Origin of the sequence: Maritalea porphyrae, from assembly GCF_027213965.1 — a bacterium.
Taxonomy (GTDB): domain Bacteria; phylum Pseudomonadota; class Alphaproteobacteria; order Rhizobiales; family Devosiaceae; genus Maritalea; species Maritalea porphyrae_A.
The window spans coordinates 746,448-770,266 of the sequence record NZ_JAPWGX010000001.1 but is presented as its reverse complement, the minus strand read 5'-3'; the positions used below and the strand labels follow the sequence as shown (position 1 = coordinate 770,266).

Here is a 23,819-nt window from a genome sequence, read left to right as displayed (position 1 = left end):
TCTCTAACTTCATTTCTACTGAGTTGAGGAAAACGTGATTACAAGTTTAACTTAATACCTTGAACCACGACGTCATGCCAGCTGCGGCATGTTCCAGCATGTGGCAATGAAATAACCATTTCCCAGGATTGTCGGCTACAAACGCAATTTTGGTGCTTTGCCGAGGGCTAATCAAAAACGTGTCCCGCCAATGATCCGGTTGTTCCACGCCATCACCGTCGCGATCTTCAATCAAGAAGTGATGCCCGTGCACATGCATGGCATGCATAAACGCTGTATTGTTGATGACTTCCAATTCGACGGTTTCAAACCGCCTTGCAATGAGCATCGGCTGTTCAGCCAGGTTTGCCGTTCCGTTGAATGCCCAAAGCTGCTTGGTACGTTGAAAATCTTCGCCTTCAAGTTTTTTACCTTGATAGGTGATGTCGCCCATCATGCCCATTGCGCCGCCGGTCATGTTGATTTGGAACTTCAAACGGTCCTTGGGGTGGGGAAGTGGGATTTTGTTTGGCTTGGGATGCACATAGGGCGCCGCTGGTAAGCCGCCGGTTCCAACTTCGAAAAAGCAGAACGGAAACGGTTCTCCAGAAACCTCTTCAAGCGCGAACTGTTCACGAGGTTGCACCAGAAGATCGACACGCTGCGCAGGGCCCAACAATAATGGCTTATATGCCAGTTGTTTGGGCTCGCCTTTAACGGGTTGCCCATCATACCCAACAATCTTTGCGCCAAAACGGATTGGATCAATTTCTAATATCCGTGCGTTGCAGGCATTGACCAGTCTTAGCAGCGTTGGCGCGCCCTGTTGAAGCTTGATTTTGGGCAGGCTCTGGCCATTAACAGTCAACCAATTGCCCATGCGCCCGCCGTGGCTCCAATCCATCAACGCGCCCAGGCTCTGCTCATCAAATCGCCCATTTGCATCAAGCCGCCAATCGTCCAACATAAGAACAATATCTTGCTCTGCAGGCAGCGGTGTGTGCTCAACAGGATCCACAATCAATGGTCCATAAAGTCCTCGGGCAACCTGCGACCAGCTGTTGTTGTGCGCGTGATACCAATAGGTGCCAGCGTCGGGCAATTCGAACTCATACTCAAAGGTTTCGCCCGGTTGAACCGGCGCTTGTGTTAAGCCAGACACGCCATCCATTGCGTTGACAATTCGGATGCCATGCCAGTGAACAGAAGTCGGTTCCACAAGATTGTTCGTGAAGCGGATGCGGGCGGTTTCACCTTGTTTGTATCTTAACGTTGGGCCACAGATTTGCCCATTGTACCCCCATAAATCGGAGGGTAGTGCTTGATCCGAATTGTGCAACTTGTGTTTGGTCGCACGAGCATCCAATTCGAGCCAGTTCCCATTTGGGGTGGCAAACAATTGCGATGGTGATGTTGCAACTGCAGCCGCGGCGCCGATAAGCTTCAATGCACTTCTACGGTCAATTTGTGACATTGGCTTCTCCAAGCAAATATGTTGCAATTGCTTCTCGATCGTTTGCCGACAGAAACGACGTGCCGTCACGAACGACTTCCACCATTGAGCCACCAAACACATCCCCGTCGTTTTTTACGCCAGTTTTTAAGGCATAGGCGAGGGAGTTTATTGACCAGCCTTTTTCCCTTAAAGCCGCAGAATTAATCGCTGGTGATTTTCCACCGTCGGGCAATTTGTCGGCACCGTGCAATTTTTGTTCGACCTGTCGCGCGCCGGCAAAGTTGCGCGGTGTGTGGCATGCACCACAGTGCGCTGGACCTTCCACAATATATTTGCCCCGGTTCCACGCTTCGGATTTGTTGGGATCCTTTTCAAATTCAGAAAAGTCCAAATAGGCTTGTCGCCAGAGTTTTAGCCCGGGCCGAAAACTAAATGGAAACGGCATGCCATGTGCTTTTGAGGGCTCTTCAACTGCGGGCACAGTTTTGAAAGCTGCCCACAAATCTGCCATATCTTGGTCAGTTAGCTTTGCATAAAACGGGTAAGGAAAAGCCGGGTAATATGGCTCACCTTGCGGCGAAACGCCTTGGCGCACGGCCTTCGCAAACATCTCTATTGACCAACTCCCCATACCAAATTCAACAGAGGTTGTAAGGTTGGGCGAATAAAATGTGCCAAAATCTGTTTTGAGTTCTAGCCCGCCAGCCAGCGGCGCACCGCCTTTCTCCGTATTTGTGTGACAGGCGATGCAGCCGGACATGCGGGCAAGATAGGCGCCCCGGCCCGCATCGCCCTGCAAAGTGGACATTTCAACTGGATTGCCGATGGGCCTGAGCGCAAGGGCGATTGCAGACGCAACGGCCATCGCCGCTGCGCCCAATAAAAGCATGAACCACTTTTTCATTACTTTTTCTCGATCCGGAATTTTGCATGGCAACTTGCGCAGGTTTGGGCGAGCATGTTGAAAACACCGTCAGCAGGCATGTCCGCAAGGGCGTCCAAATCCATGTTCGGTGCACTGCCCATCATCATCGCGCTATTGTTGCCCATCATCCCAGAACTGGTGGTGCCCATCATATCGACTGTTGAGGGCTGTTGCATCATCAAGCCGTTTGGCGCGGCCTGCTCAAGCGCTTTGGCATAGAGTTGCAGCTGGTTTGATATTTCTTCAAATTCAGCCCAATCGCTCCACACCGTTGGTTTTGCTTCAGATGGAGCACCGCCACTTCCGGTGGGAAACAGGCTTGTAAGCGTTTCGCCGGCATGAGTTTCAATAACCGCAGCTTCGCGTTTAACTTGCTCGGGGTCATATTCAACCTCACCGCGCATCATCATTGATAGGGTTTTGACAGCCTTGCCCATTGCGGACATGCCATCCATCCGTTCCTTAACGATGCCCGTTGCACCACCGTGTGCCAATGCAACGCCGCTCGCTGCAAGCGCCATGGTTAGTGCCAATGCCAGTTCAAATTTTTTCATGATTTTCTCTCTTGTTGAAATGCTGTTGAATGCTGCAATTCAACTCAGAGGCGAGGGGGTGGCAGTTCCTGGGCAATATCGATTGAAAGCAACCAGAGCAAACCAATTGGGGCGAACAGCGGTCGCAGCTTGAAAACTGCAGGCGAAACGCCATCTGCAGCCGCCATAATGTTCGAGCCGCAATGCAGCCCCGAACCATCATCACAAGAACTTTCGTACCCAACTGAGGCGTCGTGTGCGTGCGTTTCTGCATAGGCTGTTTCATGCCCATGGTTTGCTGTTTTGAGCAAACCATCAAACGAGGGGGCCGAAATCACAAACGCAAGCAGCAATGACAACCAAATGAATGCCAAGCTTTTTTGACGCTGCGTTTTGTGGGAAGTGTTAATCAATGCCGCTCGCTACCTTTGGTTTTCGACTGCAGGATACTATGGCGTTCATTTCTATTTCGTCAACGCCCTCAATGTGTGGCATGTCGGCTTACCGCCGGCGACGTTGCCGCCAACACTGAAGTGTTTGTAATGTGCGCTCAATCAGATTACCAATAATGACATAACCAACAAACCGCCTTCCTTAGAGTGTTCATTTGCAACTTTTTAATTCCAAAACCCTTGCCCGCCACATTAAGCCCGACTTTGCCATTCCCGCCGCCCATCGCGACGCGATTGAGAAATGGGTGGACTTGATTAAGTCAAATCGCATTAATTCCCTCAAGGAAGTGGCGCTGCACGGCGATTTTAAATCCATAATTGTCGAAGGCATTTTGGGCTACACAACTGCCGCCGCAGGCGAGCAATTCACCGTTGCAACCGAACAGAACATTCTCAAAGGATCTGTCGATTTGGCGCTCGGCAATTTCGGCGGCGAACGTGACGAAATAATTGCGCCGTTTGAACTCAAGGGCGCAAAAACCAAAGACCTTGATGCCATTATGCCGGGCAGGGCAAAAAGCCCCGTTATGCAGGCGTGGGAATATGCCACAAACGCGCCGGGCGTTAAATGGGTGATCGTTTGCAACTATCTCGAACTGCGCCTTTATGGCTTTGGCGAAGGCACGCAGGCCTACGAGCGGTTCGATCTTGTTAAGCTGGCTGATCCAAAACACTATCAACGCTTTATGCTGCTGCTCAGCGCAGAAAACTTGCTATCTGGCCGCTCCCTAGAAATTCTGGAGCAAAGCCGCAAAGAAGATAAAGACATCACCAACGCACTTTATGCTGACTATAAAGTGCTGCGCGATAGCCTGATTGATGCCGTGCAACAAGCCGCACCCCAAATTGAACCGCTGGCCGCCATTTCCGCCGCGCAAACTATTTTGGACCGTGTGCTATTTACCGCCTTTGCCGAAGATACAGGGCTGCTGCCAAATCGTATTTTGGAGCAAGCATACGAACATGCAGACCCGTTTAATCCACGCCCGATTTGGCAAAACTTTAAGGGCCTGTTTCGCTCTATCGACAGCGGCAACAAACAACTCAACGTCCCGCCCTATAATGGCGGGCTGTTTGCGCCGGACCCAACCATTGACGCACTCGAATTGCCAGATTTGGTGTGCGAAGGCTTTAAGCGCATTGGCGAATATGATTTTGCATCCGAAGTTTCGGTTACCGTTTTGGGGCACATCTTCGAACAATCCATTGCCGATGTGGAAAGGTTGCAAGCCATTGCACGCGGTGAAATTGCCGAAGACACCAAAAAGTCTGGCACCAGCGGCAAACGCAAGCGCGATGGGGTAGTTTACACCCCCGACTATATTGCCCGATTTATTGTCGAGCAAACCCTTGGCACTCATCTGCTGGAATTGTTTGAAACATCTTTTGTGCCCTTCATCAGCTAAACCAGTTCGGTTGATGATTACGAAAACATAAAATGGAAAAACAAAACCGCCGAAGCCAAAGCCTGGGCAGCATATCGTGATGCCATCAAAGCATTGCGCATTGTTGATCCAGCATGTGGGTCGGGCGTTTTTCTGGTCACCGCATTTGATTTTCTTAAAGCCGAACTTGCCCGCGTAAACGACAAAATCGCTGCGCTCTCGGGCGACCATTTGGGCGATTTGCTGGACCCAGATAGCGAGATTTTGACCCACAACCTTTATGGTGTGGATGTGAACGCAGAAAGCGTTGAAATCGCCAAATTGTCGCTCTGGATCAAAACCGCCAAAAAGGGTAAAGCGCTCGATAGTTTAGATAAGAACCTGTTGGTCGGTGACAGCCTGATTGAAGACAGCAATTTCGCCCATCTCAGCCACGGCTTTAGCTGGCAAACAGCATTCCCCGAAATCTTCGCCGCTGGCGGTTTTGATGTGGTGTTGGGCAACCCGCCCTATGTGCGCCAAGAACTGCTTTCGCCGCTAAAACCATATTTAGAAAATCGCTTTGAAGTCTATCACGGCGTTGCCGACCTTTATTGTTATTTCTTTGAGCGCGGGCTGCGGTTGCTCAAACCCGGTGGGCGCATTGGCTATATTTCGTCGTCGACATTTTTCAAAACCAATTCGGGCAAACCTTTGCGCGAATATCTGGCCAAAAATGCCACACTGGAACATGTGGTGGATTTCGGCGACCATCAAATTTTTGAAGGGGTCACCACCTATCCGGCCATTCTGACCATGGTCAACCACACGCCGAAAAAGGATCATCAGATCAGTTTTTGGACCATTGACGACATGCCAAAAACAAACTTTCGCGCAACTTACAAAACAAAAGCCCAAACCTATCCGCAACATCATTTAGATGGACAAAGCTGGGAACTAGAAGACCCACGCCTAAAAGCCCTGCGCGACAAAATCCGCAAGGACAAACCAACCCTTAAAGAGGTCTATGGATCGCCCCTATACGGCATCAAAACTGGCCGAAATGAAGCTTTCGTCATTGACCGCACCACACGTGATCGGTTGGTGGCCGAAGACCCAAATTCGGCCGAGATTTTGAAGCCGTGGTTGGAAGGAAAGGATTTAAAGCGTTGGCGTGCAGAAAGTCGTGACCGGTTTCTAATCCTTTTTCCGAAGAGCTGGACAAAAACACAGTTTGGTGAGCTACCGGAAGGGGAGGCCTGGTTGCGCCTCTCAAAATTGCATCCAGCTATATCCAGACAACTCGCGCCGTTCGCCGAGGTCTGCCGAAAGCGCACTGATAAAGGTGACTATTGGTGGGAACTGCGCGCCTGCGATTATTATGACTCATTTGATAGGCCAAAGGTTCTTTATCGCGACATTGCCGACAGTCCGCCGTTCCAATTGGATAAAAGCGCGTCGCTGACAGCGAACACTTGCTACTTCATGCCAACAAATGAGCACCATTTGGTCGCTTTTCTGAATTCGATGCCGCTTTGGTTCGTATATATTCATATGAGTTCGCAAATCAGGGGAGGGTTTGTAAGGTTCTTTAGCCAGTTCGTGGAAAAACTCCCAATCCCACCCACAAACGACGCCCAAAAGCAGCAACTCGCCATCCTTGCCGAACAATGCCAAGCCGCGGCTGAACAGCGCTATCAATTGCAGCAGGGGGTGCGCCGCCGCATTCCGGACCTGTGTCCGCCAGAACGTGAAGCAAAACTAAACAATAAGCTGAAAAGCTGGTGGGAATTCCCCAATTTCGCTGCCTTCCGCACCGAAATCAAAAAAACCTTCAAAGCCGATATTCCCCTTGCCGACCGATCGGATTGGGAAGACTGGCTGAACAAAGACAAAGCCGATATTGCCCGCCTTAGCGGTGAGATTAAACAGCACGAAACTGCGATCAACAAACTCGTTTACGACCTGTTTGACCTGACCCCGGACGAAATCGAGCTTTTAGAGGCCAATATATGACTTTCCCAACAGATAAATAAACGCCAAGGTCTGTATCCCCGCGCAGTCGGGGATCCAGGTCGGACTGTTTACAAACCCAAGGGTTATTGATCTGCTTCACATTCAGCACTGGATCCTCGGGTCAAGCCCGAGGGTGACGGGGGCGGGTTGCATCTGGTACGTACAGATTTCACTTTTGGGCATTGTTGGTTGCGGCGCGATAACTCCGGCGTGCGCGCCGTTTACCGCAAAACACATCGGTTGCCCTAAGTTCTATTGATCCCGCATCTGCCCGCGTGGCGCGAACGCCACTTGGTTGTGCGGGACGGTGCAATTTGTCACCCTGACCGTTCCCCCTCGCACCGCCCCGGACTTGATCCGGGGCCAGGTTTCCCTCCCCTTGATGGGGAGGGATTAAGGGTGGGGTGCACGGTTTGCGTGCGGCGGCGGTTTTCCCTTGTGCCCTTTCTTCGCAGCGATGAGCTTTTGGGCATTGTTGGTTGCGGCAGGATAGTTTTGGCGTGCGCGCCGTTTACCGCAAAACACTTCGGTTGCCCTTAGTTCCATTGGTCCCGCATCAGCCCGCGTGGCGCGAACGCCACTTGGTTGTGCGGGACGGTGCAGTTGCCACCCCGACCGTTCCCCCTCGCACCGCCCCGGACTTGATCCGGGGCCAAGTTTCCCTCCCCTTGATGGGGAGGGATTAAGGGTTGGGTGCACGGTTTGTGTGCTGCTGTGGTCTTTCCTTGTGACCTTTCTTCGCACCGATGAGCTTTTGACGTTCATTGTGATTTACGCCAAAAATATTTATCCCCGCCCCAAAACACCATGCCATACTGCCACCGTCTTTCGTTTAGCCACGCAGCTTGCTGACGAGCAGGGGGTGGCCGGGTGGTCCTTTAGTGGTTTTTACTGGGGTGATCCTGTCGGAAGATGGTGGTGGGTCGTGGCGACGGTTGCGGTACACGCGTTTTTGAAGCATCTGTCCAGTCAGACACCAATGGCACCTGTAGGCCGCTTGGCGGGTATTGTTTAACCGCCTTTTTGGGGCGTAAACCCCAAAATCATCCATTGGGCCAAGGCCCAAAGCAATATGGGTGGAGCGCAGGCAAAGGGGATAGAAGGGTAAGCACCCCGGGGTAGTTTGCCTCAAGCAACGCACATCACCACATGCGAGGTCCTTATGGTCTCTTCATTCTATTTCTAGCGCAAAACGAGACGATAAAGACCTCGCATGCTGCAAGAAAAATTCAACCGCGGTGCTCAATTGAGCATGGCGGCACTTCGCGTGGGTTTAAAAATGCCCCCCGGATCAAGTCCGGGGAACGGCGCAAAATTTGCCAGGTGGCGTAAACGAAAGTGGGGCCGTCCCGGAAATGATCCCGGGACCAGCCATTTATTCAAACTTAGGGAATTGCGCCAATAGGTCCACAATGGGGCCATCGTGGGTGGGCACAAATTGAATTTCGGGATTGTCCTTATAGACCTCGTGCAACAGCGCCAAAGTCAATTCAGTTTGTGCTTTATCGTGGTCCACTAGGCCCTGCACCAGCGGAATTTTGGGGTTGGCATTTTTAACCGCATCCAGCGACCAGCTGGCATCGCCGATAAAGAAATAGCGCTGGCCCTGATCTGTGGTGACGAAAACACCGATGCTGCCATTGGTGTGGCCGCCAAGGGGCACCGCCACAATGCTTCCATCCAAAAACATGTCAAAGCTTTGCTTGAATGGGCCATAGGGCACATCGCTAAGATCAAATGGCTGCCAATTGGTGTTTTTACGGTTCAAATGCTCTTCAAAAATCGAAAAATTGGTGGGGGCTTCAGCGCGGGCAAAGGCCAATTCTGCATTGGTGGTCATAATCGGTACGCCATCAAAATCTGGAATAACCGCCCCATGGTCCCAATGCAAATGGGTCAACAAAACCCTGTCGATTTTGCTTGGATCATAGTTTGCCCCAATCATCCGCTCTCTTGCAGTTTGCGTTTTGGTATAGGCAAACAATTGGCGCTCAAACGCATTGAAATTGGCCGCATGTTCTGCCCCAATATTTTCACCCACGCCACCTTCAAGCAAAATCGTTGCTTTTGGATGCTCGATGATGAAACCCGAATAAACGCTCTTATGGGTCTCAAAAACACTGCCGCCGCTGTAAATTACCGCTTCTGGGCTTTCATTATAGCCAGTGGAAAAGGCAGAAATTCTAACCCCGGTTGAGGTTGTGGGTGCGGGAATTTTTGCGTTTATATCTGCCAATGTTTCCACCGTGCGTGGCCAAAACTGATAGGTGAAAAACGCCAATAAGCTGATCAGTAGGACCGCCAAAACTGAGCCGGTAATTTTTAGAATGCGCATGTGATACTCCTTTTACGCAAATAGGGAATTGAGTTGGGTTGCAGCCCTCTCAATCGGCAAAGTGCTTTTTTGCGCCCGCGCCAAAACCATCGCGCCCTCAATGGTTGCGAACATAAATTCAGCTTTAGGGTAGGGGGATGCCATGCCCTCTTGCTCAAGGCGGTTGGCGCAAATGCTGATCCAATGTTCAAACGCTTGCGCACACGCCAAGCGGATCGGCTCTGATTCAGAGGCCATTTCCAAATTGATTGTGGTTATCGGGCACCCTTTGGTGAAATTTGAATTGGTGAGATTGTGACCGAACCCCGCAGCGACCAGTTGCATGAATTCGCCAATAGACTTTGCAGCGTCCGCCGCCGCTTCGAGTTGAACAGCAATCTCGCGCTGTGCCGCTTCAATCACGGCAACGGCAATCTCTTCTTTGCCCTTGGGGAAGTGATAATAGACCGACCCCTTGGGCAGTTCGCCCGCCGCACATATCTCGTTTAGCCCAATGGCATGGAATCCGCGCACCTGAAACAGATCCGCCGCCACCGCCACCAACTTCTCCCGCGTCACTTCGCCTTTGGTTTTCTTTTGTTTCGGCATCTAGTTTCCGTTTCGCTCTCATCAATCAACCAGTGCTTCATAACGGATAAAAATAGACCAGTCTATATAAAAATGACAATTATTAGGCTTGCGCAGTTGATCTGTTGTGGTTTGGAGGAACAATTGTGGTTTTCGGTATCCGTACGTGCGTTCAACATCTGCACGGCGATTGCATTTTGAGCGTCAAACAAACTGCAAAGCAGTTTTCAATCTGGAGTAGGCTTTCCCCTAAACCCGATCCCTTAACCCCGCGAAGAACGCACGAATTTCCTCAAACGTGCCGCAGGTTTGAAATGCGATTAGCGTGGCGCTGGTCCAAGGGGAGGTGGGGTTGAGTTCCGTTTCAAACGCTTCGATTTGGCTGATTTGAACTGCGTCGAGTTTTAACTTGCGCGCAGCTTGCAGCATGGCCAAAAACTCGTGCACATTGTGCATCACGCGGTAGGCATCGAACATGTCTTGTGCTTCGCTCGGATGGTCGCGCCATGAGCGTCCCTCAAATATTTCGCGGAACACCCGCTGCCCCGCGCCAAAGCAATTGTAGCGGATGCAGCCTTTAAAGCCTTGAGTGTCCAAATCATCGTGGATGGTGCAGCTGTGCGCTTTGTCTAAATGTTTGCAGGGTTCTGCCGCCTGCTTGTCATAGGCGAACATATTGGAGCGATCAAACGCCAGCGCCACGCAGCAATAAGCGGCGCAATTGGTGCAATCTGGTTCAAGTTTGATATTTGGCAAATTGGCAGGCATGGGCCAGTGCTATCCGACATGAAGAGAGATCGCAACATAGTTAAAATTTGACCATTTGATAAATAAATCAACTTCAATTATGGTCGCCGCCAGTCTTAGGGCAATTTCCGTATCAGTAAATGCGGATTTGCGCCTTGCGACAGGGGGGTAATTTGTGAGACAACGGCCCCACATTTTGACGCCAAACCCAAATTAGGTGAGCCATGAAATTTTTCGTCGACACTGCAGAAGTTGCAGACATTAAAGAACTCAATGAAACCGGTCTTTTGGACGGTGTAACCACCAACCCAAGCTTGATCGCAAAGTCTGGCCGCGACTTCTTAGAAGTGGTCAAAGAGATTTGCGATATCGTTGAAGGTCCCGTTTCTGCCGAAGTTGCCGCAACTGATTATGCTGGCATGGTCGCAGAGGGCGAGCACCTCGCCAAGATCGCTAAAAACGTTGTCATAAAATTGCCATTGACCATGGACGGCCTGAAAGCTTGTAAGTATTTCTCAGGCAAGGGCATCAAAACCAACGTCACATTGTGCTTTTCTGCTAACCAAGCATTGTTGGCCGCCAAAGCAGGCGCCACTTACATTTCACCCTTCATTGGCCGTTTGGACGACATCAACCTTGATGGCATGCAGTTGATCGAAGATATCCGCACCATTTATGACAATTACGGCTACGAAACTGAAATCCTTGCAGCGTCAATTCGCTCTGCAAATCACGTTTCGGATGCTGCCTTGTCTGGTGCTGATGTGGCCACCATTCCACCAAGCGTTATCCGCCAATTGGTTCAGCACCCATTGACCGCAAAAGGCCTAGACGCCTTTGTGAAAGATTGGGCGTCAACTGGTCAAAAAATCCTTTAACTGACCGGAGCCTAGGCTCCAACTTAGAGCGAACGGAATAAAAGATGAGCGATAAAGCTTTGGAAGATGAAGTGCGCGCAGCGCTAGCCACTGTGCAATTGCCCGGCGGTGCCCCATTGGCAGGCTATGCAGGCATGAGCGATATCATCATCACCAAAGGCGCCATCGCGTTCGCCATCACTATCGCACCGGGACTAGAGGCATCTTTTGCCCCGGTGCGCGACCAAGCTCAAGCAGCGGTCAGCAAAATCGCTGGTGAGCGCAAGGTGATGATTTCGATCACCTCAGATCGACAACAAGCGCAAAAAGCTACCGCGGCCCCACGCCAACCCGGCCCGCCGCCAAAAGAGCCGGTAAAAGGCATCAAATCCATCATCGCCATTGCTTCAGGCAAAGGCGGTGTGGGTAAATCTACAACGGCAGTAAACTTCGCGCTGGCCCTACAAGCCAAGGGCCAAAAGGTCGGCATTTTAGATGCGGATATTTACGGCCCGTCTATGCCCAAATTGTTGGGCCTAGAAGGCAAACCCGCCATGCGCGACGATGGCATTTTTACGCCGCACGAAGCCTATGGCCTCAAGGTTATGTCCATCGGCTCCATGCTCGAAGGCGACCAAGCCGTCGTGTGGCGCGGCCCCATGGCAACCTCCGCCCTGCGCCAATTGCTGCGCGAAACAGATTGGGGCGATATTGATACCCTCGTGGTTGATCTGCCCCCCGGCACAGGCGACGTACATATTTCGCTCGTCCAATCCGTGCCCCTTACTGGCGCAATCATCGTATCCACCCCGCAAGACTTGGCCCTCATCGACGCCAAAAAAGCCATCGACATGTTCGCCCGCACCAAAGTCACCATTTTGGGCATCGTCGAAAACATGAGCTATTTCCTCTGCCCATCCTGCGGCACCCGCTCCGACATTTTTGGCTCTGGCGGGGCACAAGAAACCGCGAAAAAACTAGGCGTCCCCTTCCTCGGCGCAATCCCCTTGCACATGGACATCCGCGAACGCTCAGACGCTGGTACGCCGATTGTGGCGACCGCTCCGGACAGTGCAGAAGCGAAAGCGTTTATGGATATTGCTGAGGTGGTTGGGTGATTGGTTATTGCTGAGGCGGTTGGTTAGCGAGTTGCCTATTTAGTTAGTGTGTCAGCCTTGATCCCGCATCAAGTGCGGGAATGCCCCATAGGGAAGCGCTGCATAACCTCTTGGCATCCCCGGACTTGATCCGGGGTCAGTTATTCTTTGCCGTGCCACTGGCACATATATTCCCGAACGCTCAAACGCATAAACACCTATTGTAGCGAGAAAATCGGAAAACGCAGTGGCGAACCCTATCTTTTGACGTCGCGAAGTTGGTTTGTGCTTGATTGACACATAACGCATTGAATTGGGCCGGCCATTTGGGCACTTTGCGGATATTATCAATATTGTAATGCTTGCGCGGCGATAGTTTGTGATTACAATATCCAAGTATGGATGAAGTAGATTTTTTTAACTTACGACGAGCCGCGAAGACTTATATCTCCAAGGTATTTAAGTTCAACGAGCAGAATGCCGAGCGCGTTCGGCAAGTGCGGATGGTACTCGAGGGGTCTGATAGGCTGCATTTGGGCGAGATCGAAGGGGCGTTGTGTCTGCGTCTAACCGGAGAGAAACGTAAAACCCAAGTCACTGCTTTGGTAACGCAGGATGACCGACAGGTCCGCCGTATATCACTGCAAACATATCAGTCCCGAAAAAACGATTGGTTTCAGGGCTACGACAAAGACGAGTTTACTTTCCGCAGCGACGAGTTCGCACGGTTATTGGCCTTTCTGCGACAAATTGAGTTTGTGGATTTGTCTAATGAGGAGACTTTCCAAATTGAGGACATATCGCAGAAGGCTGGACCAAAGGCAATTATAGATGCTTCTGATCGCGGTATCATTGAGCAGATGCGCAGAATGGACGTAAGCCAGCGCGAAGCCACGCTCGAGGCACTTAGCGCTTCTTTGACCTCAGAAGAAGTCAACGTACTCCTTGGACGCAGGCAGGGACTGAATGAATTCAAAGAGAAAATGGACGTCGGCGGATGGAAGGAAGCGGATTGGCAGGACTTCTTCGAGCGTGAGCAATGGGTTTTTGGGTATGGCCTCGACTATCGGATTATGCGGCAGTTTGGTCGTGAGATGGTCGTTGGTGTGGGCGGTGGTACAGACAACAGGGAAAAGCCGGTTGTTGACTTTCTTGGGTCGCTTACCGATTACACGATCCTTGTAGAAATAAAACGGCCTGACACCAGAATTTTCAAGCAGACTAAAGGAGGCCGTGCAGGGACCTGGGAGTTCAGCACAGAGTTTACTAGTGCCGTTTCTCAAATCATTCAACAAAAGGCAGAGTGGTTAGCATTTGCTCAGGGCAAAGATCACTGGAACAAGGATGGAAAGAAGCTAACTGCCCGAACCCGTAATACGAAATCGGTTTTAATCATCGGCTCGCGGAGTGAGTTTTCCAATAATGAACGTGACGCGCAGATTATGTATGACACGTTCGAGCTGTTCAGGCAGGAGACACGGACGGTCGACATTTTGACATTTGACGAGTTGCTGGAACGAGCCGAGTTTATTACGCGGAACCAGTGAACGAGTCGAGCGTTAGTAACACCTTTAAATCGGCATCGCGAAGACACTCTCTCACCCTCACCACCTACCGCACCACCGTAATCTTCTCCGCCGCCCGGGTTACCGCCGTATACAAATGCCTTGCGCGGTCTTCGCGGAAGGCCCAGCTTTCGTCGAACAGGTACACATTGTCCCATTGGCTGCCTTGGGATTTGTGTACGGTTAGGGCATAGCCGAAATAGAATTCATCGTACTTTTTGCGTTCGCCCCAGCCCAATTCAGCTTCTTTGCCGTGGAAGAATTTTTCGTGGGTGGTGACGTTGGCGCGGTTTAGCCTGTCGCCTGCATCGTCTGGGTTGAGCACCATGTCTAAGACGCCAAGGCCTTTATATTCAACGTCTTCGGCGATCCACAATTGGCCGTTTAACAATTGCTTTTGGTGGTTGTTGCGCAAGCAGATCAGGCGATCGCCGACAACTGGTGTTTGCGGGGGCAGGTTTTTGAGCGCACGCACGCGATCATTATAGGAGAGGCGGGTGGCGTTGGTGCCGCACAATATTTGCTCGGCCTCCAACACCTCTTCGCGCGCCACCTGATTTTTGCGCACCACTTTGCTCTCGCCGTAAGTGCCGTAATCCAAGCGACCATTTTCGCGGATTTCTAGTGACAATCGCACAATCGGATTGTCTTCGGCTTGCCGATGGATTTCGGTCAGCATAAAATCGGGTTCTGCTTCGGTGAAATAGCCTGTGTCATGGATCGGGGGCAGTTGAAACGGGTCACCCAACACCAAGATTTTGGTGCCAAACGACAATAGGTCTTCGGCCAATTGCTGGCCCACCATCGACACTTCGTCGATCACAATCAATTCGGCGTCGCAAATGTCGCTATCATCGTTCAGCTTGAACTGCGGCGTGCCTTCTTTGTCGTTCACAAACTTATAGATCAGGCTGTGGATGGTGGATGCACCCTCGCATCCGCGGCGCCGCATCACCAAGGCCGCTTTGCCCGTAAAGGCAGCAAACACAACGCTGCCCACCCCTTGCGCCAAATGCACCGCAAGGGTGGATTTGCCCGTGCCCGCCCAGCCAAACAGGCGAAACACTTGCGGCCCGTTTTTGTCTTTCAACCAGGCGTCAACTGCCTTTAAGGCTTCATCTTGTTGGGGCGACCATTGCATGTATGTTGGCTCGAATTGGTTTTGTGAACTTGCACCTTAAAGGTGCAAAAGATTCGAGCCAACATGCAGATTGCCTATTTAATCTCGCCCGGCAGGCTCAGATCACCAGATGCCACGTCAAATACATCTGTGACACACAATAGCGGTGCATGAAGATTGGCGTTCACCCGCAAAGCAGAAGTCACGCCATCGTATTTTGTGCCTGCCAATTGAACGCCTGCGCCAAATGGCACGGTGACTTTTACTTCTTCCCCGTCAAAAACTGGGGTGTAGCCCGGGCTATCAATAAACAGTGGCAAACCCGGCCAGGTGAGGGGCAGTTTGGGCGATGTGCCTTCTTTAATGTCACGCACAGCCAATGCGCCTGGGCCACAGGCTTGAGTTGGGGTCAGTACAACCCAGTGCGAGTGCCACAAATCGCCATCATTGGCCAGATCACCATCTTGGTTTTCGTCATAAAGAGGCGTGTCATCAAAATCGGGGTGGCTTGTTGCTGCAAGTGCCAAAATGCCGCTTTCATCCTCAAAACCGACAACGAGAGGGTCAAGTGAGGTTGGCCACACATAAGCATAAACCGGTGCGCCCGCCAGATCGCCTACGCTGCTGGGTCTTTCGCTGCCAGCTTGGCCCGCCGTGCTCATGTGGAACGTGACCAAATTCCCTTTTTGGTGCGCGTGGGCGGCCAAAATATCAAACGCAGCGTGCACTGCACCATTATGCTCAGATTTTACCGCATCATCCATGGCCGTGGCGTGTGTACCATCCGCAAAACTTGGGGCGCTGAACGTGGCAATCAATCCTGCCACCAAAACGAAGTTTTTCATTTCAATCTCCTTTGTTGAAGATGCGTTTATAGTAGCGAGTCGAAATTATTGCAATAGTAATTTCGATTCGCTACTATAAGGGATGAGAAAAAATGTATATCGAATCAGTGAGCTCCTTGATCGGTTGGCGCGGCTCAACCAATCAGAGTTGTGGACAAATGACCTGAATCCCGCACAAGTCGCGGCTCTAAAATATCTGATGGCCGCAAACCGGTTTTCCCGGGCACCATCTCATGTCGCAGACTATTTGGGCGCAACACGCGGCACCGTGTCCCAATCTTTGAAAACATTGGCGAAAAAGGGACTTATCGAGCAAATTCGGTCAGCAGAAGACAAAAGATCGGTCCGCTATGACGTAACAAAAACCGGCCACTCAGTGGTGGCAATTCGTACCAATTTGGATGAGGCGCTTGCACAATTAGATCAAAATGAAAGCGCAAATATTGCATTATTGTTAAGTAATGTGTTGCATAGCACATTGGCTGCTCGGGGCGGGCGAAGTTTTGGAATTTGTAAAAGCTGCAAACATCATGACAAATCAGCAAATCGGCCATACTGTCGTTTGTTGAATGTCGAATTGGCAGAAGAGGAAACAAGCCTCATTTGCCATGAACATGATAGTGCAGCCTGATATTTGAGAGCGCATTATGAAGTTTAATACAGCAATACTGGGTTTATATGTCGGCAAAGCCAAACAACGCTGGCAAGGCAAGCCGCCAAGCGCAATTGCAAAATTTGACGCGAACGGTGCGCAACAGCTTATAGAAACAGGTTTTATTTCTGACGCTCAGGCAGATTTGCGCCTACATGGGGGCCCCGACAAAGCTGTTCACCACTATCCTGCAGATCATTATTCAACTTGGCAGGCGCAAAAATTTGAAACCTCTTTTGCGTTTCGACCGGGCAGTTTTGGTGAAAATCTGTCCACGGCAGGCGTTGTTGAAAGCGATGTCTGTTTAGGGGACATTTTCGAGCTTGGCACGGCCCGCGTTCAAATCTCCCAAGGGCGTCAACCTTGCTGGAAGTTGAACCTACATTCTCGGGTTCCAGAGATGGCAAAACTGTTGCAGCAATCGGGCAAAACGGGTTGGTACTATCGTGTGTTGCAGCAAGGGGAAGTCAAAGTTGGTGACAAATTGAAGTTGATTGAAAGGCCACTTGAGAGCTGGCCACTTGATCGGCTTATTGCCGCGCGCTTTGACAAAGAACTACATCGCGCAATCGCAAAAGAGTTGTGTGAATTGCCTGAGTTGGCCAAAAATTGGCGACAATATTTTTACAAGCGCGCGTTTTCCGAATTTGTTGAAGATCATCAGCCCAGACTAGTCGGCTAGCGCCAGTTGTTCTCCGTTTTTTGAAACAGGACGGGTCGATATATCCATCTAATCATATGAATTATAAGCACTAAATCATATTTCATCGACCACCTAATTTTTGCTTGGCAATTTCTAAAAGATGTGTCAGCCTAAAGGGGAACCACCATTTGCGTGTGTTTGGGTCGAGTTTCCAAAACGTTTTGGTAGAATGAATTTCTGGCAAAATTGGCGCTCTAAATATCCAGACAAAATGCAAGGGAATGGTCGTGCAACTATCTATTGAGTTATGCTCGGCATGCGACGGGAGGAAAGCATGAAAATGAAATTTATCACTGGTGTTTCGGCAGCGGCTCTATTGTTGGCAGGTGGCGCAGCAGCGTACGCTGACAGCCATATGGACCTAAAAGGCGAAACCATTAAAGTTTTTGGACCTTGGCTTGGTGCCGATAAGGAACATATTGAAGCGGTGCTCGCGCCCTTTGAAGCCGCAACAGGTGCCAATGTAGAATATGCGGGCTCAGACAGCTTCGAACAGCAAATCGTCATCGACTCGCAAGCGGGATCTGCGCCAAACGTGGCCATTTTCCCTCAACCCGGTCTAGCCGCTGATTTGGCGTCCAAAGGCTATTTGACGCCTTTGAGTGGCGAAACTGCTGATTGGGTGAAAGAGAACTACGCCGCAGGTCAATCTTGGGTTGATCTAGGCACCTATGCTGATGAAAACGGCAACCCAGAGCACTATGGTTTCTTCTATAAAGTCGATGTGAAAAGCCTTGTTTGGTATTCACCAGAAAACTTTGAAGATGCGGGTTACGACGTGCCAGAATCCATGGAAGACCTTTTGGCCCTTAGTGACCAAATTGTTGCCGATGGCGGCACCCCATGGTGCATCGGTCTAGGTTCGGGCGGCGCAACCGGTTGGCCTGCTACAGACTGGGTAGAAGATATGATGCTTCGCACCCAGCCACCAGAAGTTTACGACCAATGGGTGAAAAACGAAATTCCATTCAACGATCCGCGTGTTGTTGCTGCAATAGAGCAATTCGGAAAATTCGCTCTAAACGACGAGTGGGTTGATGGTGGTTCAGCTGCAGTTTCTGCAACTGATTTCCGCGATAGCCCGAAAGGTCTATTCTCTGTGCCGCCTAAGTGCTACATGCACCGCCAGGCTTCCTTTATTCCTTCCTTCTTCCCTGAGGGTACTGAATTGGGCACAGACGCGGACTTCTTCTACTTCCCAGCCTATGATGGCCTAGCGCTTGGCTCGCCAGTTCTTGGTGCGGGCACATTGTTTGCCATCACCAATGAATCAAAAGGGGCACATGCCCTAATCGATTACCTCAAAACCCCTGAGGCACATGAAATCTGGATGGCACGTGCTGGCTTCTTGACCCCACACAAAGGTGTAGATTTGGACAAATATGCCAATGACACATTGCGTGGCCAAGGCCGTATATTGCTCAATGCAACTACATTCCGCTTTGATGGTTCCGACCTAATGCCAGGTGCAGTGGGTGCAGGTTCATTCTGGACCGGCATGGTGGACTACGCTGGTGGCAAACCAGCAGCAGAAGTTGCCAAAGAGATCCAGGATAGCTGGGACTCGATCAAGTAGATCGATCAACAAAAATAAGCTTGGTGGGCGCCAAATGGTGCCCACCTCGCCACAAGCCACCAATCGGTGCATGATGTTGGCAGTCAATTGCCAGTGTTTTGGGGGGAGACCAAATGTTTGATCAAGTGCTAAGCGCACTCACCACAGTTGTCATCGGCGTTGGCGTCTGTGTTTTGTATTTTTGGGGCGCAAATTGGGTCCTAGACCGCCTCTTGGGTGGCGACAATGAAACCTCAAAGAACGATGGTTTGCGCACCTCAATCCGCCCTTGGATCTTTCTGTTCCCCGCATTGTTTTTCCTCTCGCTCTATTTGATTTACCCCGTGTTTGCCACAGTCTGGCTCTCCTTGTTTGATTCAAGCGGCAGAAAGTTCATTGGGCTTGGCAACTTCATATGGGCCATCCAAGACGGCAATTTTTTGCAGTCGGTTTATAACAATCTGCTATGGCTAATTATTGTGCCCATCGGCGCAACCATATTTGGTCTCATTGTTGCGGTGATGGCCGATCGGCTTTGGTGGGGCAACTTTGCAAAATCCATGATCTTTATGCCGATGGCGATTTCGTTTGTTGGTGCATCGGTGATTTGGAAATTTGTCTATGACTATCGAAGCGGCGACAGCGAGCAAATCGGCATCTTAAATGCAATCGTCAACGGGCTGGGGATGGAGCCCCAAGTTTGGCTGCAAATTCCATTTTGGAATAGCTTCTTTTTGATGTTGATTTTAATCTGGATTCAAACTGGCTTTGCCATGGTGATCTTGTCCGCTGCGTTGCGAGGTATCCCCGAAGAAACGTTAGAAGCCGCCCGCATTGATGGGGCAAATGACTTGCAGATATTCTTCTCCATCATGATCCCGCAAATCTTTGGCACCATTATCGTCGTGTGGACCACCATCACGATTGTAGTGCTCAAAGTGTTCGACATCGTTTTGGCCATGACCAATGGGCAATGGGACACGCAAGTGCTCGCGAACCTAATGTTTGATTGGTTGACACGCGGCGTGGATTTTGGTCGCTCTTCAACCATCGCTCTGGTGATTATGATTGCGGTGTTGCCCATCATGATTTGGAACATCCGTGAAGTGAATAAAGAAGAGGGGACACGATAATGGCTAATGTCGCTGTTGCGGATTTGCCCGCAAGCAAACCTTCATTCACGCTCAATATCGATTGGTCCAAGCTCGCCACCCACATCGTTTTGTTGGCATTGGTGATCATTTGGACCTTGCCCACCGTTGGGCTGCTTGTGTCTTCCGTTCGGGATAAAGATCAACTAACCGTTTCTGGATGGTGGTCAGCCCTTACAACCACACAACGCACAGGTGGCGGACGCACATTGGCGGCCGACGCGCAGGTGCTGGAAAACGGTGTGTATGTAATTTCCGGCAATCTTTTATCTGAAGACGAGCAGGGGCGAACCCTTTCTGCCTATGGTCTGACCAACAACACATTTGGTGACAATCCAGTTGGCACAAGTGTGGCGCCCAAAGAAGGCGGGGAACTGACGGTGAATGCGGATGGTTCATACACCTGGGTGTCAGAGACTGAGTTCGACTTTAAGCGCGGACAGCGTGTGCTCTACACAGCGCAAATACCACCGCGATTCACATTAGACAACTACCGTGAAGTGCTGACATCTGAAGGTATTGACCGCTCGTTCATCAACTCTTTCACCGTCACTATTCCCGCAACCATCATTCCTATTCTAATTGCGGCATTTGCGGCCTACGCATTGGCATGGATGCAATTTCCAGGGCGTGGGTATTTGGTGGCCATTGTGGTTGGACTTTTGGTGGTGCCCCTGCAAATGTCGCTCATTCCGATCTTGCAGCTCTATAACGGTGTTGCGCCAATGCTGGGGGTCGAGGCTAAATCCTATCTCGGTATTTGGCTGGCCCACACCGGGTTCGGTCTGCCGTTGGCGATCTATTTGCTGCGCAACTATATGGCCGGCTTGCCAAAGGAAATCATGGAATCCGCCCGCATGGATGGCGCATCTCATTTTAAGATCTTCACCACAATGGTCTTGCCGCTTTCCTTCCCCGCGCTGGCAAGTTTTGCCATCTTCCAATTCTTGTGGGTGTGGAATGATTTGCTGGTCGCCACGGTGTTCTTAGGTGTTGGCGACAATGAGTTGGTGCTTACCGGTCGCCTGCGGGAGCTAATTGGTTCACGCGGTGACAATTGGGAAATCCTTACGTCAGGCGCGTTCATTTCCATCATTGTGCCGCTGATCGTTTTCTTCTCACTTCAACGTTATTTCGTGCGTGGACTGCTGGCCGGTTCGGTGAAATAACATAGTTCAAATGAAGTTAGGGAAAGGCCCGGGTGCAACCCGGGCCTTTTTTCTTTGCTCGCTCAACTCAGTTTGCCCAAGTTGTATATCCAAGTTTCATGGTGGTCCCAGAATATCCATTCAAACGGAATTGAGAGATACGACCTTGGCTGGTCTTGACGCAGACATAAGAGCCTACAGGCAGGGTCCAAATAGAGACCTGAGCAGAAGAGTAGCTCGCAACTTTACAGCCTGAATATCCGCGATTTGATTTGTTGCCTACAGCCAGTTTTGCGCCGTTGATGGGCTTGATGTATTTTTGCACTGCCGTCACAGCCCGGTACCAAATATCAGCTCCACCGCCGCCAATCGCACCATTGTCCAAATTCGCGGTATAAGTTTGCTGCAGGTTGATCGGACCGGTCGAATGGGTGACAGGGGTCACCGGTGGCAACGGAATGACGCCGGTGAAGATGCGAACAGATGACGCTTTGTTGCGAATTGTAATGGGCAAAACAGATTTTGATGTCGTGTATGTTTTGCAGGTGCCCGTCAAGTTTGCATTGCGGCAGAGTTTGGCCTTGGCGCTACCGTATAGTTTTACAGACGCAATATTGTCGTTAAACGTTGCATCCAATGTGTTCAGCGTTGCTGGCCCATGGCAGAATTCGGACCCCGTGTAGTTTGTGCCAGTGTAAAAACAAGCAACGTTGCCAGCCGGAGGCGTTGGTGTGGGCGTTGGCGTGTCCCCGCAAGAGATCGAAAGGCTTGGACCGCTTGGTGTTATGGTGAAACTAAACCCGCAATCCGGTTCTGCGGAACCGCCGCTAACTGGAGAGAGGTAGTTTGAACTGACCCAGCCGTCTGGACCTGTATGCTCAATATAGCACCAGCCGTTCGTTGCGCACTCGTTGACTTCGACGCGTTCGCCGGGCGTTAACGTATCAACAACGCCATATGACGTTCCAGGACCCGAGCGCACGTTGAGGGCGGTGGTTGCTTGCGCATCGGTCGCAAACGAAGCGCCGGTAGTAATGATAATGCTTGTGGCCGCAAAGGCGGCGGAAACTATTGCCTTGATAGGTGTCATGTTTCTCACTCCCAATCAGTTGTCATGCCCGGTATTGGGCTGGCCCCGCTGGAGATATGAAAACAAAAACGGCCTGAACCCTAAATGAACGCGGCTTTCACAGATCCTCATCTGAAAAAAATCCAAGCTCCAAACCGCCACGACGTTCCGCGCGGGCGAGTGCTCTATTAACGTGTGCAAACCCACTGAGACTGCTTGCACGCCGTCAATGGTCGCGCGCCAAAACAAACTGCGCATTGCGTCAGATCAATTTCTGGATTTTGCCTATGCTATCTTGCGCAACTCATGCTGCGTTCTTCTTGCCATCAACCGGTCCATTTTGGTGAATTTCATCAAGCGGGCACGCTAGTAAGGCAACAAACGCGTCGGTCAGGCGTCCTCAACCTCAAAGTGAGGCGGAATTTGTACGCGAGGTAAGTTTGGCCGCAGGCTGAACCGAGCTGGAATAAGTTCGCCTTCGGGCGGGCCCTTCTTTTGGATTTGCTTCATCAACTGCCGCACAAGAGCGTGCCCACTTTCGTTCAACGGTGAACGCACGAAACTAATTTGCCCTTCAAGCGAGGTCAGGTCCACATGGCGCAATTCATCATCCATTGTGGCAATCTCCAGGTCCTTGCCGATTTCGCGCCCGGAACTTGCTATTGCAGCTTGCCCCTCAACAGCCATAACTGCGGATGAATACAAAATGGCAGTGACCTTGGGGTCCTCAAGCGCTTTGGTGGTCAGTTGATAACCCGCATGCACCATCGGGTGAACGGCGTTGTATACTTTCAGCGCGTCACGTGTTGCGCCCATCGCTTCCAACCCTCGTTCAGCGCCCAAGCGCCGCTCGACGGCAAACGAATAGTTCTCATCGCCATTTATGAAGGCGATCTTTTTGTGCCCGGCATCCAGCATCACTTTGGTCAGCGTTTCAAACATCCCAAAGTTGTCGATATCAACCCATGCATATTGGTCTGAACGCTCTTCGCGCCCGTGCACCACAAAGGGCATGCCGGATTCAAGCAAATAGGTGATGCGCTTGTCATTTGGGCGCGGCAACTCCAAAATAAATCCATCAACGCTTTGGTCGCGCACATAACGATCAAACAACGAAACCAAATCTTCTTCGGCACCTGATGCAAATACCACATCATAGTCATAGTGTTTTACTTCGCGCAGAACCCCAGCGAACACTTCCACGAAGTGCGGATCAACAAAATGCTGCGACCCATCGCCTTTGATCCATCCAATTGAATGGGAGCGCTGGGTCACCAATCGTTGTGCATTCCGGTTCGGCGTATATCCCATCTCTTGTGCTGCTTTTTGCACGCGGTCACGCGTTTTTGCCCCAACATCGCTATAGCCGTTGAGAGCACGCGAAATGGTGGTGATCGACAAGTCAAGCTTGCGCGCGAGGTCTTTAATGGTGACCTGATTTTGCTCTTTGTTGCCGATTGGGTGATTATGTTGGGGCATAAGCTCCTGCGATTTTTTCAGCATTTTGTAGGGTATTGCGTGCGTAAGTGCAAAATCTCACCATCAACTTTCAACAATTGGTTGACGAGAGCAATCCATCTTGGGTAGAAATAGTTTACCAAAACGTTTTGGAAGCCCGATAACCAACGATACTCAACTTGGTGGAAACTGGCAACCTTTGCCCGGACCGCCCCAAGAAGTGGC

At 50.9% G+C, this 23,819-nt stretch carries 21 protein-coding genes; 10 read left to right on the top strand and 11 right to left on the bottom strand.

What is annotated here, in order from left to right; genetic code table 11:
* Window positions 1-46: 46 nt before the first annotated feature.
* Genes O4H47_RS03975 through O4H47_RS03960 form a run of 4 tightly spaced genes read right to left on the bottom strand, consistent with a single transcriptional unit; the run spans window position 47 to window position 3,306 of the window.
* Window positions 47-1,453 carry a multicopper oxidase family protein gene (locus O4H47_RS03975; protein WP_269392642.1) on the bottom strand — a complete coding sequence of 469 codons (1,407 nt, stop codon included), beginning with the start codon at window positions 1,451-1,453 and terminating at the stop codon, window positions 47-49.
* Window positions 1,440-2,339: a c-type cytochrome gene (locus tag O4H47_RS03970; RefSeq protein WP_269392641.1), complete on the bottom strand. Its 900-nt coding sequence runs from the start codon at window positions 2,337-2,339 to the stop codon at window positions 1,440-1,442. The genes O4H47_RS03975 and O4H47_RS03970 overlap by 14 nt, the downstream gene beginning before the upstream one ends.
* Complete coding sequence (locus O4H47_RS03965; RefSeq protein ID WP_269392640.1) at window positions 2,339-2,914, bottom strand: c-type cytochrome; 576 nt, start codon at window positions 2,912-2,914, stop codon at window positions 2,339-2,341. Before O4H47_RS03965 ends, O4H47_RS03970 begins: the two co-directional genes overlap by 1 nt.
* Before the next feature lie 44 nt (window positions 2,915-2,958).
* Window positions 2,959-3,306: a hypothetical protein gene (locus tag O4H47_RS03960; protein ID WP_269392639.1), complete on the bottom strand. Its 348-nt coding sequence runs from the start codon at window positions 3,304-3,306 to the stop codon at window positions 2,959-2,961.
* 194 nt (window positions 3,307-3,500) lie between these two features.
* Here O4H47_RS03960 and O4H47_RS03955 point away from each other — a divergent pair, with 194 nt between their 5' ends.
* The gene (locus O4H47_RS03955; protein ID WP_269392638.1) at window positions 3,501-4,751 is read left to right on the top strand and encodes a type IIL restriction-modification enzyme MmeI; all 1,251 of its coding nucleotides are present in this window, start codon (window positions 3,501-3,503) and stop codon (window positions 4,749-4,751) included.
* 27 nt (window positions 4,752-4,778) lie between these two features.
* On the top strand, window positions 4,779-6,725 hold the full coding sequence (locus tag O4H47_RS03950) for an Eco57I restriction-modification methylase domain-containing protein (RefSeq protein WP_331283666.1): 1,947 nt from the start codon (window positions 4,779-4,781) through the stop codon (window positions 6,723-6,725).
* A gap of 1,375 nt (window positions 6,726-8,100) precedes the next feature.
* Here O4H47_RS03950 and O4H47_RS03945 read toward each other — a convergent pair.
* From O4H47_RS03945 to O4H47_RS03935, 3 genes are all read right to left on the bottom strand, one after another.
* Window positions 8,101-9,060 carry an MBL fold metallo-hydrolase gene (locus tag O4H47_RS03945; protein WP_269392636.1) on the bottom strand — a complete coding sequence of 320 codons (960 nt, stop codon included), beginning with the start codon at window positions 9,058-9,060 and terminating at the stop codon, window positions 8,101-8,103.
* A 12-nt stretch (window positions 9,061-9,072) separates the two neighbouring features.
* Window positions 9,073-9,648, bottom strand: a complete 576-nt coding sequence (locus tag O4H47_RS03940; RefSeq protein WP_269392635.1) for a TetR/AcrR family transcriptional regulator — start codon at window positions 9,646-9,648, stop codon at window positions 9,073-9,075.
* 228 nt (window positions 9,649-9,876) lie between these two features.
* The gene (locus O4H47_RS03935) at window positions 9,877-10,395 is read right to left on the bottom strand and encodes a hypothetical protein (protein WP_269392634.1); all 519 of its coding nucleotides are present in this window, start codon (window positions 10,393-10,395) and stop codon (window positions 9,877-9,879) included.
* Window positions 10,396-10,598: 203 nt separating this feature from the next.
* Here O4H47_RS03935 and fsa point away from each other — a divergent pair, with 203 nt between their 5' ends.
* The 3 genes from fsa (at window position 10,599) to O4H47_RS03920 (ending at window position 13,875) form a co-directional block, all read left to right on the top strand.
* Window positions 10,599-11,252, top strand: coding sequence for a fructose-6-phosphate aldolase (gene fsa / locus O4H47_RS03930; protein ID WP_269392633.1), 654 nt, complete (start codon window positions 10,599-10,601; stop codon window positions 11,250-11,252).
* A 44-nt stretch (window positions 11,253-11,296) separates the two neighbouring features.
* The gene (locus O4H47_RS03925; RefSeq protein WP_269392632.1) at window positions 11,297-12,349 is read left to right on the top strand and encodes an Mrp/NBP35 family ATP-binding protein; all 1,053 of its coding nucleotides are present in this window, start codon (window positions 11,297-11,299) and stop codon (window positions 12,347-12,349) included.
* Window positions 12,350-12,726: 377 nt separating this feature from the next.
* The gene (locus tag O4H47_RS03920) at window positions 12,727-13,875 is read left to right on the top strand and encodes a Shedu immune nuclease family protein (protein ID WP_269392631.1); all 1,149 of its coding nucleotides are present in this window, start codon (window positions 12,727-12,729) and stop codon (window positions 13,873-13,875) included.
* A 64-nt stretch (window positions 13,876-13,939) separates the two neighbouring features.
* On the opposite strand, the gene O4H47_RS03915 is transcribed toward O4H47_RS03920, so the two are convergent.
* Both O4H47_RS03915 and O4H47_RS03910 read right to left on the bottom strand, forming a co-directional pair.
* Window positions 13,940-15,034 (bottom strand): ATP-dependent DNA helicase, encoded by a 1,095-nt coding sequence (locus O4H47_RS03915; protein ID WP_269392630.1) that lies wholly within the window; start codon window positions 15,032-15,034, stop codon window positions 13,940-13,942.
* Between the two features lie 74 nt (window positions 15,035-15,108).
* Window positions 15,109-15,858: a hypothetical protein gene (locus tag O4H47_RS03910; RefSeq protein WP_269392629.1), complete on the bottom strand. Its 750-nt coding sequence runs from the start codon at window positions 15,856-15,858 to the stop codon at window positions 15,109-15,111.
* Window positions 15,859-15,940: 82 nt separating this feature from the next.
* On the opposite strand from O4H47_RS03910, the gene O4H47_RS03905 reads away from it, so the two are divergent.
* From O4H47_RS03905 to O4H47_RS03885, 5 genes are all read left to right on the top strand, one after another.
* On the top strand, window positions 15,941-16,489 hold the full coding sequence (locus O4H47_RS03905) for a MarR family winged helix-turn-helix transcriptional regulator (protein ID WP_269392628.1): 549 nt from the start codon (window positions 15,941-15,943) through the stop codon (window positions 16,487-16,489).
* A 16-nt stretch (window positions 16,490-16,505) separates the two neighbouring features.
* Window positions 16,506-17,192 (top strand): MOSC domain-containing protein, encoded by a 687-nt coding sequence (locus tag O4H47_RS03900; RefSeq protein WP_269392627.1) that lies wholly within the window; start codon window positions 16,506-16,508, stop codon window positions 17,190-17,192.
* A gap of 295 nt (window positions 17,193-17,487) precedes the next feature.
* On the top strand, window positions 17,488-18,789 hold the full coding sequence (locus O4H47_RS03895) for an ABC transporter substrate-binding protein (protein WP_269392626.1): 1,302 nt from the start codon (window positions 17,488-17,490) through the stop codon (window positions 18,787-18,789).
* A 113-nt stretch (window positions 18,790-18,902) separates the two neighbouring features.
* Window positions 18,903-19,901 (top strand): carbohydrate ABC transporter permease, encoded by a 999-nt coding sequence (locus O4H47_RS03890; protein WP_269392625.1) that lies wholly within the window; start codon window positions 18,903-18,905, stop codon window positions 19,899-19,901.
* Window positions 19,901-21,088 (top strand): carbohydrate ABC transporter permease, encoded by a 1,188-nt coding sequence (locus tag O4H47_RS03885; protein WP_269392624.1) that lies wholly within the window; start codon window positions 19,901-19,903, stop codon window positions 21,086-21,088. Before O4H47_RS03890 ends, O4H47_RS03885 begins: the two co-directional genes overlap by 1 nt.
* Window positions 21,089-21,155: 67 nt before the next feature.
* Here the strand turns inward: O4H47_RS03885 and O4H47_RS03880 are convergent, their stop codons facing one another.
* Together O4H47_RS03880 and O4H47_RS03875 are read right to left on the bottom strand one after the other, a co-directional pair.
* The gene (locus O4H47_RS03880) at window positions 21,156-22,157 is read right to left on the bottom strand and encodes an SH3 domain-containing protein (protein ID WP_269392623.1); all 1,002 of its coding nucleotides are present in this window, start codon (window positions 22,155-22,157) and stop codon (window positions 21,156-21,158) included.
* A 369-nt stretch (window positions 22,158-22,526) separates the two neighbouring features.
* Entirely contained in the window at window positions 22,527-23,615 is a 1,089-nt protein-coding gene (locus O4H47_RS03875; protein ID WP_269392622.1) for a LacI family DNA-binding transcriptional regulator, read from the bottom strand.
* Window positions 23,616-23,819 lie beyond the last annotated feature (204 nt).

Coding starts and splice junctions, on each gene's coding strand:
- O4H47_RS03925 (WP_269392632.1), top strand. CDS start 11,297: ATGAGCGATAAAGCTTTGGAAGATGAAGTGCGCGCAGCGCTAGCCACT.
- O4H47_RS03880 (WP_269392623.1), bottom strand. CDS start 22,157: ATGACACCTATCAAGGCAATAGTTTCCGCCGCCTTTGCGGCCACAAGC.
- O4H47_RS03895 (WP_269392626.1), top strand. CDS start 17,488: ATGAAAATGAAATTTATCACTGGTGTTTCGGCAGCGGCTCTATTGTTG.
- O4H47_RS03900 (WP_269392627.1), top strand. CDS start 16,506: ATGAAGTTTAATACAGCAATACTGGGTTTATATGTCGGCAAAGCCAAA.
- O4H47_RS03910 (WP_269392629.1), bottom strand. CDS start 15,858: ATGAAAAACTTCGTTTTGGTGGCAGGATTGATTGCCACGTTCAGCGCC.
- fsa (WP_269392633.1), top strand. CDS start 10,599: ATGAAATTTTTCGTCGACACTGCAGAAGTTGCAGACATTAAAGAACTC.
- O4H47_RS03885 (WP_269392624.1), top strand. CDS start 19,901: ATGGCTAATGTCGCTGTTGCGGATTTGCCCGCAAGCAAACCTTCATTC.
- O4H47_RS03935 (WP_269392634.1), bottom strand. CDS start 10,395: ATGCCTGCCAATTTGCCAAATATCAAACTTGAACCAGATTGCACCAAT.
- O4H47_RS03970 (WP_269392641.1), bottom strand. CDS start 2,339: ATGAAAAAGTGGTTCATGCTTTTATTGGGCGCAGCGGCGATGGCCGTT.
- O4H47_RS03890 (WP_269392625.1), top strand. CDS start 18,903: ATGTTTGATCAAGTGCTAAGCGCACTCACCACAGTTGTCATCGGCGTT.
- O4H47_RS03905 (WP_269392628.1), top strand. CDS start 15,941: ATGAGAAAAAATGTATATCGAATCAGTGAGCTCCTTGATCGGTTGGCG.
- O4H47_RS03920 (WP_269392631.1), top strand. CDS start 12,727: ATGGATGAAGTAGATTTTTTTAACTTACGACGAGCCGCGAAGACTTAT.
- O4H47_RS03875 (WP_269392622.1), bottom strand. CDS start 23,615: ATGCCCCAACATAATCACCCAATCGGCAACAAAGAGCAAAATCAGGTC.
- O4H47_RS03975 (WP_269392642.1), bottom strand. CDS start 1,453: ATGTCACAAATTGACCGTAGAAGTGCATTGAAGCTTATCGGCGCCGCG.
- O4H47_RS03940 (WP_269392635.1), bottom strand. CDS start 9,648: ATGCCGAAACAAAAGAAAACCAAAGGCGAAGTGACGCGGGAGAAGTTG.
- O4H47_RS03915 (WP_269392630.1), bottom strand. CDS start 15,034: ATGCAATGGTCGCCCCAACAAGATGAAGCCTTAAAGGCAGTTGACGCC.
- O4H47_RS03965 (WP_269392640.1), bottom strand. CDS start 2,914: ATGAAAAAATTTGAACTGGCATTGGCACTAACCATGGCGCTTGCAGCG.
- O4H47_RS03945 (WP_269392636.1), bottom strand. CDS start 9,060: ATGCGCATTCTAAAAATTACCGGCTCAGTTTTGGCGGTCCTACTGATC.